At 64.7% G+C, this 14886-nt stretch carries 18 protein-coding genes and 1 tRNA gene; 9 read left to right on the top strand and 10 right to left on the bottom strand.

What is annotated here, in order from left to right; all coding sequences use genetic code 11:
- Positions 1-182: 182 nt before the first annotated feature.
- Positions 183-398: a hypothetical protein gene (locus tag AC3ANQ_RS19525; protein ID WP_488302558.1), complete on the bottom strand. Its 216-nt coding sequence runs from the start codon at positions 396-398 to the stop codon at positions 183-185.
- Positions 399-449: 51 nt separating this feature from the next.
- Between AC3ANQ_RS19525 and AC3ANQ_RS19520 the strand changes: the two genes are divergently transcribed.
- The 3 genes from AC3ANQ_RS19520 to AC3ANQ_RS19510 all read left to right on the top strand — a co-directional run bounded on the left by AC3ANQ_RS19520 (position 450) and on the right by AC3ANQ_RS19510 (position 2320).
- Complete coding sequence (locus AC3ANQ_RS19520) at positions 450-884, top strand: hypothetical protein (RefSeq protein WP_488302557.1); 435 nt, start codon at positions 450-452, stop codon at positions 882-884.
- Positions 841-1464: a hypothetical protein gene (locus tag AC3ANQ_RS19515; RefSeq protein ID WP_488302556.1), complete on the top strand. Its 624-nt coding sequence runs from the start codon at positions 841-843 to the stop codon at positions 1462-1464. Before AC3ANQ_RS19520 ends, AC3ANQ_RS19515 begins: the two co-directional genes overlap by 44 nt.
- 211 nt (positions 1465-1675) lie before the next feature.
- Positions 1676-2320 (top strand): hypothetical protein, encoded by a 645-nt coding sequence (locus AC3ANQ_RS19510; protein WP_488302555.1) that lies wholly within the window; start codon positions 1676-1678, stop codon positions 2318-2320.
- Between the two features lie 390 nt (positions 2321-2710).
- On the opposite strand, the gene AC3ANQ_RS19505 is transcribed toward AC3ANQ_RS19510, so the two are convergent.
- From AC3ANQ_RS19505 to AC3ANQ_RS19485, 5 genes are all read right to left on the bottom strand, one after another.
- Positions 2711-3415 (bottom strand): hypothetical protein, encoded by a 705-nt coding sequence (locus AC3ANQ_RS19505; protein WP_488302554.1) that lies wholly within the window; start codon positions 3413-3415, stop codon positions 2711-2713.
- Positions 3416-3528: 113 nt separating this feature from the next.
- Complete coding sequence (locus tag AC3ANQ_RS19500) at positions 3529-3837, bottom strand: hypothetical protein (RefSeq protein ID WP_488302553.1); 309 nt, start codon at positions 3835-3837, stop codon at positions 3529-3531.
- Positions 3838-3881: 44 nt separating this feature from the next.
- The gene (locus AC3ANQ_RS19495) at positions 3882-5186 is read right to left on the bottom strand and encodes a type II toxin-antitoxin system HipA family toxin (RefSeq protein ID WP_488302552.1); all 1305 of its coding nucleotides are present in this window, start codon (positions 5184-5186) and stop codon (positions 3882-3884) included.
- The gene (locus tag AC3ANQ_RS19490; RefSeq protein WP_488302551.1) at positions 5179-5403 is read right to left on the bottom strand and encodes a helix-turn-helix domain-containing protein; all 225 of its coding nucleotides are present in this window, start codon (positions 5401-5403) and stop codon (positions 5179-5181) included. Before AC3ANQ_RS19490 ends, AC3ANQ_RS19495 begins: the two co-directional genes overlap by 8 nt.
- 474 nt (positions 5404-5877) lie before the next feature.
- Positions 5878-5950, bottom strand: a tRNA-Thr gene (locus AC3ANQ_RS19485).
- A 227-nt stretch (positions 5951-6177) separates the two neighbouring features.
- Here AC3ANQ_RS19485 and AC3ANQ_RS19480 point away from each other — a divergent pair.
- The 3 genes from AC3ANQ_RS19480 (at position 6178) to AC3ANQ_RS19470 (ending at position 7825) form a co-directional block, all read left to right on the top strand.
- Positions 6178-6915, top strand: coding sequence for an HAD family hydrolase (locus AC3ANQ_RS19480; protein ID WP_488305376.1), 738 nt, complete (start codon positions 6178-6180; stop codon positions 6913-6915).
- A gap of 186 nt (positions 6916-7101) precedes the next feature.
- Positions 7102-7362, top strand: coding sequence for a hypothetical protein (locus AC3ANQ_RS19475; protein WP_488302550.1), 261 nt, complete (start codon positions 7102-7104; stop codon positions 7360-7362).
- 172 nt (positions 7363-7534) lie between these two features.
- Positions 7535-7825: an endonuclease domain-containing protein gene (locus AC3ANQ_RS19470; RefSeq protein ID WP_488302549.1), complete on the top strand. Its 291-nt coding sequence runs from the start codon at positions 7535-7537 to the stop codon at positions 7823-7825.
- Positions 7826-7976: 151 nt separating this feature from the next.
- On the opposite strand, the gene AC3ANQ_RS19465 is transcribed toward AC3ANQ_RS19470, so the two are convergent.
- From AC3ANQ_RS19465 to tmk, 3 genes are read right to left on the bottom strand one after another with little or no spacing between them, the layout of a single operon-like run.
- Positions 7977-9566: an alpha/beta hydrolase gene (locus AC3ANQ_RS19465; protein ID WP_488302548.1), complete on the bottom strand. Its 1590-nt coding sequence runs from the start codon at positions 9564-9566 to the stop codon at positions 7977-7979.
- A gap of 49 nt (positions 9567-9615) precedes the next feature.
- Positions 9616-10764 (bottom strand): DNA polymerase III subunit delta', encoded by a 1149-nt coding sequence (locus AC3ANQ_RS19460; protein WP_488302547.1) that lies wholly within the window; start codon positions 10762-10764, stop codon positions 9616-9618.
- Positions 10761-11441 carry a dTMP kinase gene (gene tmk, locus AC3ANQ_RS19455; protein WP_488302546.1) on the bottom strand — a complete coding sequence of 227 codons (681 nt, stop codon included), beginning with the start codon at positions 11439-11441 and terminating at the stop codon, positions 10761-10763. The genes AC3ANQ_RS19460 and tmk overlap by 4 nt, the downstream gene beginning before the upstream one ends.
- A 187-nt stretch (positions 11442-11628) precedes the next feature.
- Here tmk and AC3ANQ_RS19450 point away from each other — a divergent pair, with 187 nt between their 5' ends.
- Together AC3ANQ_RS19450 and AC3ANQ_RS19445 are read left to right on the top strand one after the other, a co-directional pair.
- Entirely contained in the window at positions 11629-12813 is a 1185-nt protein-coding gene (locus AC3ANQ_RS19450; protein ID WP_488302545.1) for a trans-sulfuration enzyme family protein, read from the top strand.
- Between the two features lie 10 nt (positions 12814-12823).
- Positions 12824-13162 (top strand): DUF2516 family protein, encoded by a 339-nt coding sequence (locus AC3ANQ_RS19445; RefSeq protein WP_265979717.1) that lies wholly within the window; start codon positions 12824-12826, stop codon positions 13160-13162.
- Positions 13163-13172: 10 nt separating this feature from the next.
- On the opposite strand, the gene AC3ANQ_RS19440 is transcribed toward AC3ANQ_RS19445, so the two are convergent.
- Positions 13173-13985 (bottom strand): class I SAM-dependent methyltransferase, encoded by an 813-nt coding sequence (locus AC3ANQ_RS19440; RefSeq protein ID WP_488302544.1) that lies wholly within the window; start codon positions 13983-13985, stop codon positions 13173-13175.
- Positions 13986-14128: 143 nt separating this feature from the next.
- Between AC3ANQ_RS19440 and AC3ANQ_RS19435 the strand changes: the two genes are divergently transcribed.
- A complete protein-coding gene (locus AC3ANQ_RS19435) occupies positions 14129-14875 on the top strand; it encodes a phosphoglyceromutase (RefSeq protein ID WP_488302543.1) in 747 nt (248 codons plus the stop codon).
- Positions 14876-14886 lie beyond the last annotated feature (11 nt).

Raw genomic sequence — 14886 nt, 5'->3', positions numbered from 1 at the left:
GCTTCCCAGGCGACGAGTTGACTCATGGAAAACCTCCGCGTAGCCGGATACGTTGCCTTGTTTGAAGACCTCCGCGTTGCGCCATGGCGCCGCGGTGGCTCCGGCACAGGCCTTGGTCGAGCCACCGGTAGCAGTCCACGTGGCGTGGCTGGAGGGATTAGCGACGTCGTGGGTCGTCCCGGTCAGAGTCCCGGCCGAGACGGTGGCCCGTACTCGCCTTCGAGGGTGGTGCCGTCCGCACGCTTGGCGTTCCACACCACGATGACGTCGACGTGGTCGCCGGTAACGTTTCCCGTGAAGTTCCCGCTGAGGCTGGCGTCGCCGGCGGTGCCGCTCACCTGGTTGCCGTTCTGTTGGAAGTTGAACGTAAAGGTCCGGGAGCCGCCCTGGACCGTCACCCAGGTACCGCTGATGTCCTAGCAGGGCGTGGCCGACGAGACTCACCTATAGTGCTCGCGAAACGGGGTGCGTGCCTCATTTGGGAAACGCTCGCGAAATCACCGGGCCGCCACAACGCCCATGTCGAGCAGAAGAACGGCGACGTGGTCCGCCGGCATGCCTTCCACTACCGCTACGACACCGCCACAGCGCTGAAGCTGCTCAACGCCCTCTACGCCCTGGTCCGGGTCCGGTTGAACCTGTTCACCGCCACCACCAAAGCAACGGGCTGGCGGGACAGGCAACCGACACCAACCCTGCCAGCCAGTCCCAGACCAGCCACACCAAGACTCACAGTTGGATATTCCCTTTTTCCCAAGCCTGTGAGTCTTGAAGGTCTCTCGGGTCCTGTGCTAAGCCAGACGGGTACCCGGCTGGGCACGCTTTCGATTAGGAGGATCCATGTTCTACGCGAGAAGGACTGTTACCAAGGCCTCACCCGATAGCCTCGATACCGCGATCAAGGTCGTCCAGGAGCAAGTCATCCCCGCTGTCCAAGGAATCCCGGGATTCATGGGCGGCTACTGGCTCGCTGACCGCGGTACCGGAGACGGTGTTGCGTTTACTTTCTTCGACAACAAGGAGGCGCTCGAGACAAGCCGACCGGCAGCGGACCAGATCCGGACCGGCGCCGCCCAGGCGATTGGCGCCGACGTTGTATCGGTGGACCATTTTGACGTGCTGGCGAACACCGGTGAAAAGGTGCACGAGACCGCAACTCATGCTCGCATTGCGGAGGCCGGCGGCAGCGCAGATGCCGTTGAGACAGCCGCTCGGCAAATCAAAGAAAACGTCATCCCGGCGGCTCGCCAGCTCCCCGGTTTCCAGGGCGGCTTCTGGCTGATCAATCGCGACTCCAACCAAGCCACTGGCGTGACGCTCTTCGACTCCGCCTCGAGTCTCGAAGCCTCGCTCGCTCCCGCGGAGAAGATCCGCAGGGCAACTAACGACGCTGGCGCCATGGTGGGTGAGTTCCGCCACTACGAGATCATCGCGAGGGCGCTCACGCCGGCGAAGTCAACGTAATCATCGGAGACTAGACCGAGTACGTTGGGCTGGCTGTCCGGAGCCACGTAGTTCCGGGCAGCCTCCCTCTTTTGTGGAGACCACAGATGTGACCGTTAGGCCAGAATGGCGGTTTTTTCACAACTCGGTCCGTCGTCGCGAAAGAGCCCGTAGTGGGACCGTATTCACTGTCCTGAGATGCTTCAGTTCGTCGGCCTGCCGTCCGGCGTCAATGGCACGGAAGGCCCGGACCGCCGTCATCGTGCTCGTCATCCTCGCAGGTGCGTCCTTCGGAATCATCTGGCACCTCGGGCAGCCGCTCTGGGGCAACTGGCCCCACGTGGACGCGACCGTAGTCACCCAGCGTGAATATGTCGCGAAATACACCGACTGCGATCTCGGACTTAGCTCTGTCATCGACGGACAGCAGCACCGCAACCACGTCTCCTTCGGGAATCCTTGCAACCGGGCACCAGCCATCGGCTCCGTTGCCAGCATGATCTACTCGCCGGAGGACCACGGATGGGTGGGTGTTCCGCAGTATCAGGGTTCTCCGATGCTTCTGTTGTTTCTTGCGGGTGTGTGGCTGGGGCTCCCCTGGCCAGCTGGTTGCTGCTCACGACTCTCGCAGTCCGCCGGCTCCGGAGAGCATCTCAGCTCGGGACCGACCCTTGGCAGGAAGTCACCGGAGTTGTCAGGTCGGCCTCCATCAAAGGCGGAGTCCTGGCCCTGGAGCTGGCCGCATACAGCAGAAAGCCCGGCCCCAAGCGGGGCCGGGCCTCGTTCGTCAGCCTGCTTAATCGACCGGGCGTTCCTGGGCCATCCAGTCGTCGACGACGCGTGGATGTCCATCATGCCACCCCAGCCTGCTGCCTAGTACGCGTTTGCGGCGAAGCCGGCGAAACGTTGGACCGTGCCCCGGTCCTCAAAGCCGGTCACCCCAGGATTTCGTATCCGTAGTTGTAGGCCTGGCGGTGGAATCCATGCCAGAGCTTCCGGTCTTCGGGGCTCATCGTCGGGCCATTCGAAGTCGTAGCGGTCGTCCTCGGCGGCCAGCTTGTCCGCTGCCTCGTCGTCAGCCCTCTTCTTCGCTTCGGCCTTGAAGAGCGGAATGCACCGGAACAGCTGACCCCACGTCGGTTTCTCTGTTGGCGAATGATGGAGCCTGCAATACTGATTCCGCGTGACGAAATTGCGGAAGAGGATTTCTGTGCGACGTCCGTATCGCAAGGTGGCGGATGATGGCAACCTAAGATCGGCTGATGACCTAGAGCCCGAGGTCTTTCTCGGCGCTGACCCAGTTGTGGGCGATCGCCTTCTGTGCGGCGGCGAGTGTGACCTTGTGCGAGCACACAGCCTTGTTCAGCTGCGTCTCGACGGCGTCCTTCGGGTTCGTGGTGCCCGTGGCGCCCTGCTTGTTCGGCTGGGGCCACAAGTTGGAGACCGAGTTGGTGCCGCCCAGTTCCAGGCTCACGAGGTGGTCATACTCTGTGGTCTTCTCGGCGGTCTGGCCGTATTCGCGGAGGCTCTCGGCCTTGACCTTGTCCGTGTCCGAAGCAGGCGGGCGGACCGTGGACGTGTAGCCGGACTTGCAGATGGTGGACTCGAGGTTGTCCTGCGTGACCGCCGGATCGACTGCTCCGGGGGTGCAGGCCGGGTCCGGCAGGTACTCGCCGGTCGCCGCGTCAACGGTCTTGGCTGAGCACTGGCCCGCGGCGAGCTGTTCGTCGATGGCGACGATGCCCGGCGAGTGGAGGGACTTTATATCGGCAGGTCCACCTGAGGTGGCACCAGTGGCCGCACCGGCGGACGGGGCAGCGGAGGACACAGCTGGCGCTGCGGACTTGACGACGCTTCCGACGGTGCTTTCGGCCTTGTGCACGGCGGTCGAACAACCGGTGAGGGCCAGGGTGGCAAGGATGGTGACGGCGGGCAGGGCGAGTCGCGTGCGGTGGAAGTTCATAACCCTCATGTGTACGGCATGTTCGAAGTGTTTGCCCGGGCGGACAACAACGGAGGAAGCGCCGAAGCGTTCCCCTCTTCTGTTCTATCCCACCCCGGTCCCGGGGCCCTACGCCGCGCCGCTCAGGCGGCCGCGTCCAGGGCGGCGAGCAGGTCGCTGCCCGTGCGGACGTGGAAGGCAGTGCGCCAGGGCCGGCCCAGAGGGTCATTTCCGGAGGAGTCGGCGACACTGTCCAGGACGTGTTTCCCGTTCATGTAGCGGGTCAGCTTAATGCCGATCCGGCCGTCGGCCATGGCCTTGGCGGACTGGAAGTGCCCGGACACGATGCCGGCCATTGTGGTCGGTGGAGCCGGTCTGGATGTGCAGCCGTCCAGCTTGGAGGCCAGGGAGAGGATGTCATCGTTGGGGATGTTGGGGATCTGAATGCTCATGGCCCCATGTGTACGGAAGGCGGCGCCCCTGTCCCCGCCGGGTGTCAGTCCCGCGGCGGCATGGGCTGAACCGCCTCGAGGGCGAGCAGCGACGGGTGGATCCCGCCCACTCCGGCGGGCTTGCCGTCGAGCAGGTTGCGGGTACCCCGGGCAACGAACCGGACGACTTTCTCTCCAACTGCGGATCCGTCGACCGACTCGAGGGCGTAGGCCAGTTCTTCGAGCGTCCCGGTGACGGACTGCCACGCGTACCGCTCCTCCAGGCCCCACGAGAGCCCTTCTGCGACGAGGTCTTCGACCGTCAGCGACGGCTGGTACGGGTGGCCGTTGACCCGCAGTGCCATGTTCAGTTGGCCGTTGGGAGCCAGGGCATGGGTGGAGACGTCGTAGAGCGGTGCGATGGCAACGGCGCCGTCGTCGGTACGGAGGACCGAGAAGTTCTTGGCGTGCGCGTCGGTGTTGCCGACCGCGGTGTTGAAGGCAGTGTGCGCAAGCAGGGTCTCGCGATCATCGGGCCCGGTGCCGAAGATGTCGCGGCGGCGCGGCAGCAGCCCAGCAAGACTCCGCAGATTGGCGGCAGGGCTGACGCCTTCAAACTTGCTGTCGGTGTCCCAAGGCAGGCCCAGGGCCTGAGCGCCGTCCTCCTGATGGATCCGTTCGACACTGCGGCCGGCGACGCGGCGGTCGTAGCGCTCCAGGACAAGGACGGTCCGGCCCGCGAAGGTGCGCACGTCACTGCCGAAGGTGGTCAGCCCGATGTGTCGGGACAGGGCCAGGCAGTAGGCCTCGGCGTGCAGGGCGTTCTCGTTGCCGGCCGCGACCGGCTTGATGATGTGGGTGGAGGCGGCGCCGTCGACGCCGGCGTGCCAGGCGCCGTCGAGCAGGGCAAGGGTGGTCTTGGGCTGGTACCCGGCCAGGGAGCCGCCGCCGCCGACCGCGCCCAGGGCGTAGTCGTTGATGAGTGTCAGTCGCTCGGCAATCTGTTCATCGGTCTGGATCTCGTAGGACTCGACCGGCTCTTCGGGGTCCCCGCCGATCCGGATGGCACCGGCGACGTCGCGGCCGGCGTAGGCCACGAGGGCGTAGACATCATTGCGGCTTGCCTCAGCCTGCTTGGCCAGGTTGGAGCGTCCGGAGCCTTCCGGCAGCAGTCCACCGAAGAACGCGGTCGCGGCCTCCGGTGTGGAGGGGCGTGGACCGAGAGGCAAGTTGGCGGAGAGGACCCGCGAGCCGATGCCGAACCGGGCCATGCCTGCCTCGGAGGATTCGAAGATGACGGTGCTCGGGCTGGCCCGGACCATTTGTCCGATGATGGTGCCGTAGAGGTGGACGTCCTGGGCTTCAGCCACGGTTGCGCTCCCGGAAGGTCAGTTCGATGCCGAGCTTCTCCATGACGGCGAAGAACTGGTCGTTGAGGACCTTTGGCTTGCCGGTCTCCAACTCGGAGAGGTAGCGCTGGCTGATCCCGAGCCGCAGGGCCAAATCGCGTTGGGAGAGCCCGGCGCGCTGCCGGATGCCATAGACCATCAGGCCCAGGTCGGAGAGGGACTTCATGACGCCATGCACAGGGCACTCCTTGATGAGGTATTCGTACTCAGGGCCGGGCTACTACCTTTTCGTAATCATACCAGCGTGATTACGAAGACGTAATGAGCTAGCTTCCGGCGCCGTGTTTCGGGCAGGATTCGTGGGGGTACGCGACCGGGGTCGCCGGGAACGGACCACCAACGTCCGAAGCCCGGTCGCAGAGTCGGTTGCAGCCGGTTTTGGCGCCGGGCAGGTCATCTCGGATACCGAGAACGTAGTCCTGGCGGGCAGCGACGCCCCGAGGGGGACGAACACCAATCAGAAGATGTAGCTGCCCGGGGCCTATGCCTACTTAGGCATAGGCGGCCGAGTCTAGACTCGTGCCCATGAATCGATACGTGGGCCAAGCGAAAGTGTGCCATAAGTGTGCCCTGCCGATGTTCGGCGCTTTTCCTCAAACCACCAAAAACCCCGTATTCCCGCTGAACAAGCGGGAATACGGGGTTCTTTCAGAGCTTCCTATCAGAATCGAACTGATGACCTTTTCATTACGAGTGAAACGCTCTACCGACTGAGCTAAGGAAGCACCGCGCTATCGTCCGGAGACCGGCTGAATCACGCAAGATACAACTGTAATAGAGTCACCTCGTCCGGGTCAAAACAGCCCCAGGCGGACCTCCTCGGTGCCGTTGTTGCGGAATTCACCCGCACGTCGTGCCCGGTTCAGGCCGTCGTCGTGGACCGGGGGCAAGCTGGGCGGACTAACGTGGCCGCATGATTTCGGTCATCTACCAGCGAAGGGGCGCCATGAGCATGGACAGCAGCAAGAGGATCAACGCGGACGACGCCGGGGTACATCGTGCGCAGCGGCTCCGGCTTGCTGTACTGGACATGGTGGGCACCACGATTACGGACGACGGGCGTACGGAACGTGCGATGTCCCTGGCCCTGCAGGAGACCGGCGTCGAGCCCGGTTCACCACGATTCGAAAGCATGCTCGGTTACGCCCGAGGCACCATGGGCTTTTCGAAGTTGACCGTTTTCAGCCACCTATTCGAGGAGGTGGGACGGGCCGAGAGCGCCAACAAGGCCTTCGAACGCGCCTACGATGATCTGATTGCCGACGGCGGCGTCCGGGCAATTCCAGGAGCCGAGGAAACCATCGACTGGATGCGAGACTCCGGCGTGAAAGTCTGCCTGGCCACTGGCTTCGGCCGGCACACGCAGAACATGGTGCTTGAGTCCCTGGGCTGGATGGGGAAGGCCGATCTCAGCCTGTGCCCCGCAGACGCCGGCCGCGGACGCCCGTACCCGGACATGATCCTCACCGCAGTGCTCGCCCTTGACCTGGATGATGTCCGTGAGGTCGTTGTAGTTGGGGACACGAGCTCGGACATGTTGTGCGGTGTGCGCTCCGGCGCCTCCGCCGTGGTGGGCGTGCTCACCGGCTTCCACTCCGAGGCGGCTTTGCGCGCGGCCGGCGCCACCGCCGTCGTGCCCTCAGTCAAGTACCTTCCCGCGCTGCTGGAGCCCCGCGCGGCACGCCTCTAGCGGCCGGTCCCGCAACGACTTACCGCTTTTCCGCCAGCACCCGCACCCCCGCGAGCCGCCAGTCCGCCACGTGCGCAGCCGACTCGTGGGCAAAGCTGGTAGGACGTGGAGGGCGGAAGCGCGGAGTTATCCACATAGGCAACTCCAGGGCTCCGAATGAACGCCGCCGGGAGGCATCGTGGAGCCATGGATCTCAAGGCAGCCCTTCGTGCTCAGGGTGGAATGGCCATGCGCCGGGATCTCCTCAAAGCCGGCGTCGGCGCGTGGCAGCTCAGGACCGCGGGACGGAGGGGCGGCGTGGTGGTCCCCTACCGAGGGGTTGTGGCCTTAGCCGGCGCTCCGCCGGAATTCGCTGAGGCTTATCGGCACGGCGGTCTCCTCACGTGCATCCGGCTGCGCCGCACCATGGCCTGTGGCAACTGCATCCGGCCAGCGAGCTCCATTTAGTCTGTGGCAACGGGTTACCGCGCGACGGCGTGGTGCTGCACCGGAGGGCATCCTTGCCGCCCTTGCCAGACAGGCCCGCGGAAAGCTGCCCGGCAATCGGAACGGCCCGGCACGGGGCGTCCTGGATTTCGTGTGCAGGAGAGCGGATTCTCTACTCGAACCCCTGGCGGCGATGCACTTCAGGCAGGCTGGAATCGACTTTGTGCAGCATGCGGAACTGCCCGGAGTCGGAGAAGTCGACTTCGTCGTCGAGGGCTTCTTGATCGTTGAGCTGGATGGCCAGACGCATTTCGAACCCCGCGCCATCAAGAGGGATCGACGGCGGGACAACACCCCCGTTGCCGGCGGTTTCACTGTGCTGAGGTACTTCTACGAGGACGTTGTGCACCATCCGGAGGCGATATTGGCAGAAGTACAGGCGGCCATCCGGGCCCATCGTGCCTGGCTGCGCCTCAACAAATGACCGGCTTTGCCGGGCCCAAGGACCACAAACCGCGCAGCGGCGGGGATGACCGACTCAGCAGAGCTCCAATAGTGGTCGCATTTTGCTGCCGACCCGGCCGACCCGGCCGACCCGGCAGACCCGGCCAGCACGGCCAGGCCGACCAACAAACTCAGCACATGGTCCCGTCTGAAGGCACCTTTCCATCCACGAAGTAGTTGTCCACGGCGTCGGACACGCACTTGTTGGAGCGGCCGTAGGCGGTGTGCCCTTCACCCTTCCATGTCACCAGGGAGGCGTCGCCGAGTTGTTTCCGCAACGAGGCTGCCCAGGCGAGAGGCGTGGCAGGGTCTCCTGTAGTGCCGATGACTACAACCGGTGCCGTGCCCGTGTATTTGGCGGGCGCTGGCGCGTGCAGCGGCTTGTACGGCCAATCCTTGCAGTTGATGCCGCCGTAGGCGAAGTAGTAGCCGAAGGTGGGGGAGACCTGCTTGAGCCGGGCTTCCTCGGCACGCATCCCCGCGGTGTCCGAGACCATCGGGTAGTCCAGGCAGTTGATGGCGTTGAACGCGAACGTGGTGTTTGAACTGTAGGTGCCGTTCGGTTCCCGGCCCGCGTCTAAGTCGGCAATCCGAAGCATAAGCGAATCGTCGCCCTGGACCGCCGCTTCCAGTGCCTGGGTAAGGACTGGCCACGATTCGTTGCTGTAGAGCGGGGTGAAGATAGCGCTGACAAACGTCGCCGCCGTCACTAGGCGGCCGTCCTTGGCCCGCTTGGGATTCTGCTCGACATCGGCAACAAGGTCCCGGATCTGCCGCACGCCGCCATCGACGCTTCCGGTCAGGGGGCACCCGGACTTTGCTTGGCAATCAGCCACATAACTGCGGAGTGCTGATTCAAACGCTCCCGCCTGACCCGCGGTGATGTCCTCAATACTCAGTGCAGGGTCTACCGCGCCATCCAGCACCAGCTTGCCGACGTTGTCCGGGAACAAGGACGCATACGTGGTGCCGAGCGAGGTGCCGTACGAGAAGCCGAGATAGTTGAGCTTGGAATCGTTCAGGACTGCGCGGAGGATGTCCATGTCCTTGGCTGAGCTTACGGTGTCTATGTGCGCCAAGGCTGGCCCGGACTTCTCCACGCACTTGGCATTGACGGCTTTGGCATCGGCCAGGGCAGCATTGATGCCTTGGTCCGTGTCGTAGGCGTAGACCTTCTCGCGGGAAGCATCACGCTCGGCATCGCTGAGGCACGTCACTGGTGCCGAACGCTTGACTCCGCGGGGATCGAATCCCACCAGATCGAAGCTGGCGCGCAGCTTGTCGGTGAAATGCGTCTTGGCCGCGTCCCGCACGAAGTCGTAGCCTGAGGCCCCCGGACCTCCGGGATTGACCAGCAGCGAGCCCTTCTTGGTGCCCTGGCTCTGGAGCCGGATGGCGGCGATGGAGATGTTGCCTGCATCAGGTTTGGCATAGTCCATCGGCACGTTGATCTTGGCGCATTGGAATCCTTGCTCGCAGGGTGTCCAACTCACCTTTTGGGAGTAGAACTCCCGCAGCCCCTCCGGCGCCGCAGCTGCGATGGACGCGTCCGGCGTACTGACGCTGCCGGACCCGTTTCCAGTAGCAGGCACGGAGAACACACAGCCGCTCAGGAGCAGGCTGGCGGAAATGGTGGCCGCGATTGCCGCTGCCGCCCGCCGCGCGAATGGGAACCGTGTCCGCGAAGTGGACCCGGTGGGCCGGCGTCTGGCGGGCGTCATGCGTTACTCCTCGTGCTGGGGAAGCGTGCTGTAGTTCTAAACTATCCGGCTATTGCTGAATCAGGCTGCTCGCCATGGACTCGACGGCCAGCAGCGGTGCCACGTTGGTAGTGGTGATCCGCACACGCGCCTTGTTGATGGCATCCATACGCGCCAAGGTGATTTCCGGGGTGGAACCAGATGCGTAAGCTTCCAGATCAGTCTCGAGTTCAACGTTGACCAATTCCACGGCGTTCCCCAGCTGGATGACCAGGACGTCCCGGTAGAAGGACAGCAGGTCGGTCAGGGTGCGGTCCAGGGAATCGGTGATTGACCGCTTGGCCCGCCGTTTCTGGTCGTCTTCAAGCTGCCTTACCTGGCTGCGCATCGACGGCGGCAGCGTGCCCGACTCCGGAGCGCCCAGGCTCGCCAGCAGGGCGACCTTCTCAGCAGCATCACGTTCATCGTTGGAGCTGTTGGCCTCATCGGTTGCGATCTTGACCAGCTTTTCCGCCATCATCACGGCGGCCGTGACGCCCCGCAGGCCCAGCGGGAAACGGACCGTCTCCAGCCGGCGCTCGCGGGCTTCAGGATCACGAGCCAATCGGCGTGCAATTCCGATGTGGCTTTGGGCTGCGCGCGCGGCCCGGTCCGCGATGGCGGGGTCGACGCCGTCGCGCCTCACCAGCAGTGCGGCGACGTCGGACGCGGGCGGGAGCCGGAGGTTTACCGCGCGGCAACGCGAGCGGATGGTAACCAGCACGTCCGCGGGCGACGGCGCGCACAGCATCCAAATGGTCCGGGGTGTGGGTTCTTCGATGGCCTTGAGGAGCACATTGGTGGTGCGCTCGGCCATCCGGTCAGCGTCCTCCACCACAATGATCCGCCAGCGTCCTGTCGCCGGCCGGTCGCCGGCCTTGGACACCAGCTGGCGGGCTTCTTCGATGGTGATGGTGACCTTCTCCGTGCGGACAAAGGTCACGTCCGAGTGGGTCTCGCCAAGGATGGTCCGGCATGATGCACATTCGCCGCAGCCGCGAAGGGCAACGTCGTCCTGCTCGCAGTTCAGCGCGGCGGCGAATGCCTTGGCCGCGTTGGATCGTCCCGAGCCTGGGGGCCCGGTGAACAGCCAGGCGTGCGTGAGGCCGTCGCCTTGGGCCGCCGCGCGCAATTGCGCGACGACGGGCGCCTGGCCTTGGAGTTCGTCCCAGACGGTCACGTGCGGCTCCCGAGCAATTCCTGAACGCGGCCGAGGATCTGATTGGCGAGGTCCTCGATGGGATCCTTGGCGGTCAGGACGAGGTAGGTTTCCGGGTGGGCCGCGGCCAGCTCTAGGAACGCGGCACGGATGCGGGCGTGGAAGTCATCCGGTTCGGACTCGAGCCGGTCCTCTGTGGCGTCACCCGCGGTCCTGCGGTCCCGGCCATCGCCCGGATGGACATCCAAGAGCACGGTCAGGTCAGGTTCGAGGCCTTCGGTTGCCCATTCGTTGAGTCGCCTGACATCCACGGTTCCAAGGTCCCGGCCTGCACCCTGGTAGGCGACGGAGGAATCGATGTAGCGGTCCGTGATGACCACAGAGCCCTCAGCCAGGGCAGGTCGGATCACTTGGCTTGCATGGGCGGCCCTGGAGGCTGCGAAGATGAGGGCTTCGGTCCGGGGGTCGATGGTGCCGTGGCCGTGGTCCAACACCAAGGAACGCAGCTTTTCTCCGATCGGCGTGCCCCCGGGCTCGCGAGTGCGCAGCACGGACAAGCCGAGGGACTCAAGGGCCTCGGCCAAACGGGTGGCCTGCGTTGACTTGCCTGCCCCGTCCCCGCCTTCGAAGGCGATGAAGAGCCCGGGGCGCTGGTCCGGCGTGGGGCTCTGGTCCTGCTTAAGGCGCTGCGTAGTCACGGATCTAAGCGTACAGAGGAACACTGACAGAACCCGACGACGGCGTCAGCCCACTCCAGCGAAACGCACCCTGCCGCTAAACGCGTCCCTGCCGCTGGCGCCTTAGTCGCTCGGCGCGCCTCAGCTCCTGGCGGGCGTGGCCGTAATAGCTTTCCAACCCTGTCCCATCCGGCCGTAGGCTGGAGCAATGAGTCTTTCCCGAGAACATGCCGCAGATCTGTCCCCTGACACTGTGGTGGTGGCGGCAGGCCGTCCCGAACGAAGCCATGACCAACCCGTCAACCCGCCTATCGTTCTGTCCTCCACGTATTTCGGCACGGGAGCACTGAGCGACGGCGACCGCGGCTACGGACGCTATGCCAACCCCACCTGGGATCCGTTCGAGGAAGCGCTGGCCCAGCTGGAGGGCGCCGAGCTGCCGGGCTTGCTCTACGCCTCGGGCTTGGCCGCAGTGAGTTCCGCGTTGTCGCTCGTGCCGGCCGGCGGAGTGCTCGTCATGCCGACGCACAGCTACGCAGGATCGCTCGTCATGGCCACCGAACTCGCGGCCAAGGGCATCCTTGAATTGCGGACCGTTGACATCGCGGACACCGATGCCGTCAAGGCGCAGCTCGCCCCCGCGGATGGACAACCCGCCAGCATGCTGTGGATTGAAAGCCCCACCAACCCGATGCTCGGCATCGCCGACGTCCAGGCCCTGGCCACCGCCGCCCATGAGGCCGGCGCCATCGTCGTCACGGACAACACCTTCTCAACTCCGTTGGTTCAGCAGCCCCTCACCCTGGGCTCCGACGTCGTCCTCCACTCGGTGACCAAATACCTGGCTGGACACTCCGACGTCGTACTCGGCGCCTTGGTGACATCCAATCCGGCACTGCGCGCGGAACTCCTCCACCACCGCATTATCCACGGCGGCATCGCCGGTCCCTTCGAGGCCTGGCTCGCGCTCCGCGGGCTGCGCACGCTGGCGCTGCGGATCGAGCGCTCCCAAGCCTCTGCCGCAACGTTGGCCGAGCGGCTGAGCACCCACCCGCGCGTCGAGGCGATCCGTTTCCCGGGCCTGCCCACCGATCCCGGCCATGAGCGTGCAAAGTCCCAGATGAAGGGCTTCGGCTCCATCCTGTGCATCCAGTTGGCCGGAGACGGAACCCGCAGCGGGGCCGACGCAGCAGATCAACTGGTTCGTGCATTGCAGTTGTGGATCCCTGCGACCTCGCTGGGCGGCGTCGAGTCCCTCATCGAACGCCGGCGCCGCCACACGGCCGAGCCGCTGACCGTGCCGGACAACCTTGTGCGGATGAGTGTCGGGATCGAGAACGTCGAAGACCTCTGGGCGGACTTGGAGCAAGCGCTCAAGTCGCTTGACGGCTAGGCTGGAGGGCGTGGACGGAAAATTTTTGATTTCATACATCCAGAATGGGATCTACTTCATTCTGGGACTGGTTGCCTTTGCCTTGGAGCTGTGGGCGCTGGTGGATTGCCTGCGCCACAAACCCTCGTCCTTCGAGGCAGCATCCAAGCGAACCAAGACCTTCTGGCTGGCCCTGACCGGTATCGCAGCGGTCATCGGCGGGTTCTCCGTCCTTGGTGGCGGGGGTGGTTTCGGAATCTTTGGCATCGCCGCCGTGACTGCGGCGTGTGTCTACTTGGCGGATGTCCGTCCCGCCGTCAAGGAAATCGGCAACAGCGGCCGCAACCAGGGCCCGTACGGTCCCTGGTGACCTGGGAGCGCTAGGCTGGAGCCACCGCTGACCAGTCGACGGTAAGTTCGCCCAGGCGCCAGCGCGACGTTCCGTCCTGAAGGGGCCAGCCGGCGTCGCGCATTGATTTGCACATGGCTGTCCACCGCTGCCTGTTGCCGAACGACGCAAGCGGTGCCGCCTCCAACCACGCCTGGTCCAGCGCACCCAAGAAAGCGTGAATCCGCTCGCCCGGAATGTTGCGGTGGATGAGCGCCTTTGGCAGGCGTTCGGCAACGTCGGAGGGCAGTTCGAAACCGCCGAAGCGTATGGACAGGCTCAAGCTCAGCGGGCCGTCCGGATCCAGCGCAACCCACGTCACACGGCGGCCGATTTCATCGCACGTTCCGTCGATGAACAATCCTTGCGGTGCCAAGCGTGACTGCACCAAGCCCCAGATTCCTGCCACGTCCGGTTCCTCGTATTGCCGCAGCACGTTGAAGGCACGTACCAGCACGGGATTGCCCGGAACGGGAACCTCAAACCCGCCCACGTGGAAGCTGAGCCCGGGCCGTTCCAGGAGCTTGGCGATCCGGACTCGCTCGGGTTCGATCTCGATCCCGCACACTCGAACGTCGGGGCGGACGGCCCGCAGCCGTTCGAAGAGTTCGACGGCAGTGGCCGCGGAAGCGCCGTAGCCCAGGTCCACTACCAAGGGGTCGACGGCGGAGCGCAGCCGCCATGCCTGCGGGCCTGCCAGCCAGCGGTCCAGCCGGCGCATGCGGTTGGGGTTGGTGGTGCCTCTTGTGATGTTGCCGACGGGTTTGCCGCGCCTGCCTTGGACCCGCTCCGCCTTCTGCACCACCGTCCCACCTTATCCTCCGACGCGGGGTCACTTACGGCCCATCCGACCCAAAAACACCGGCGCTAAGTGACCCCGCGTTGCGTTGTAAGGGTGGTGGCGTAACGCCCGGTAATGGCAGGGCAGGATCGCTTAGGATGAAAAGCATGACTTACAAGCTGATTCTGCTGCGCCACGGCCACAGCGACTGGAACGCCAAGAACCTGTTCACCGGCTGGGTGGACGTCGACCTGAACGACCAAGGCCGCGAGGAAGCAGCCCGCGGCGGAGAGCTCCTGGTCGAGAACAACGTTCTCCCCGACATCCTCTACACGTCCTTGCTGAAGCGGGCCATCAACACCGCGAACATCTCCTTGGACAAGGCCGATCGCGGTTGGATCCCGGTCAAGCGCGACTGGCGCCTCAACGAGCGTCACTACGGTGCGCTTCAGGGCAAGGACAAGGCCCAGACCCTTGCCGAATTCGGTGAAGAACAGTTCATGGAATGGCGCCGTAGCTACGACACCCCGCCGCCCGCCCTCTCCGATGACAGCGAGTTCTCCCAGGTGAACGACGTGCGCTACGCAGGCCTCGGCGACGCCTTGCCGCGCACCGAGTGCCTCAAGGACGTACTGGTCCGTCTCCTGCCGTACTGGGAGTCAGACATCAAGGAAGACCTCAAGGCTGGCAAGACGGTCCTGGTCACGGCCCACGGCAACTCCCTGCGCGCCCTCGTCAAGCACCTGGACGGGATCAGCGACGAAGACATAACCGGTCTGAACATCCCGACGGGCATCCCGTTGGTTTACGATCTGGACGAGAACTTTCAGCCGATCAACCCCGGTGGAACCTACCTCGACCCCGAGGCCGCAGCAGAGTCCATCAAGGCTGTGGCAGCCCAAGGCAAGAAATAGCCCCTTCGAGA

Source organism: Arthrobacter sp. DMZ02-1R (genome assembly GCF_057747935.1).
This window is presented reverse-complemented; position numbering and strand designations above follow the sequence as displayed.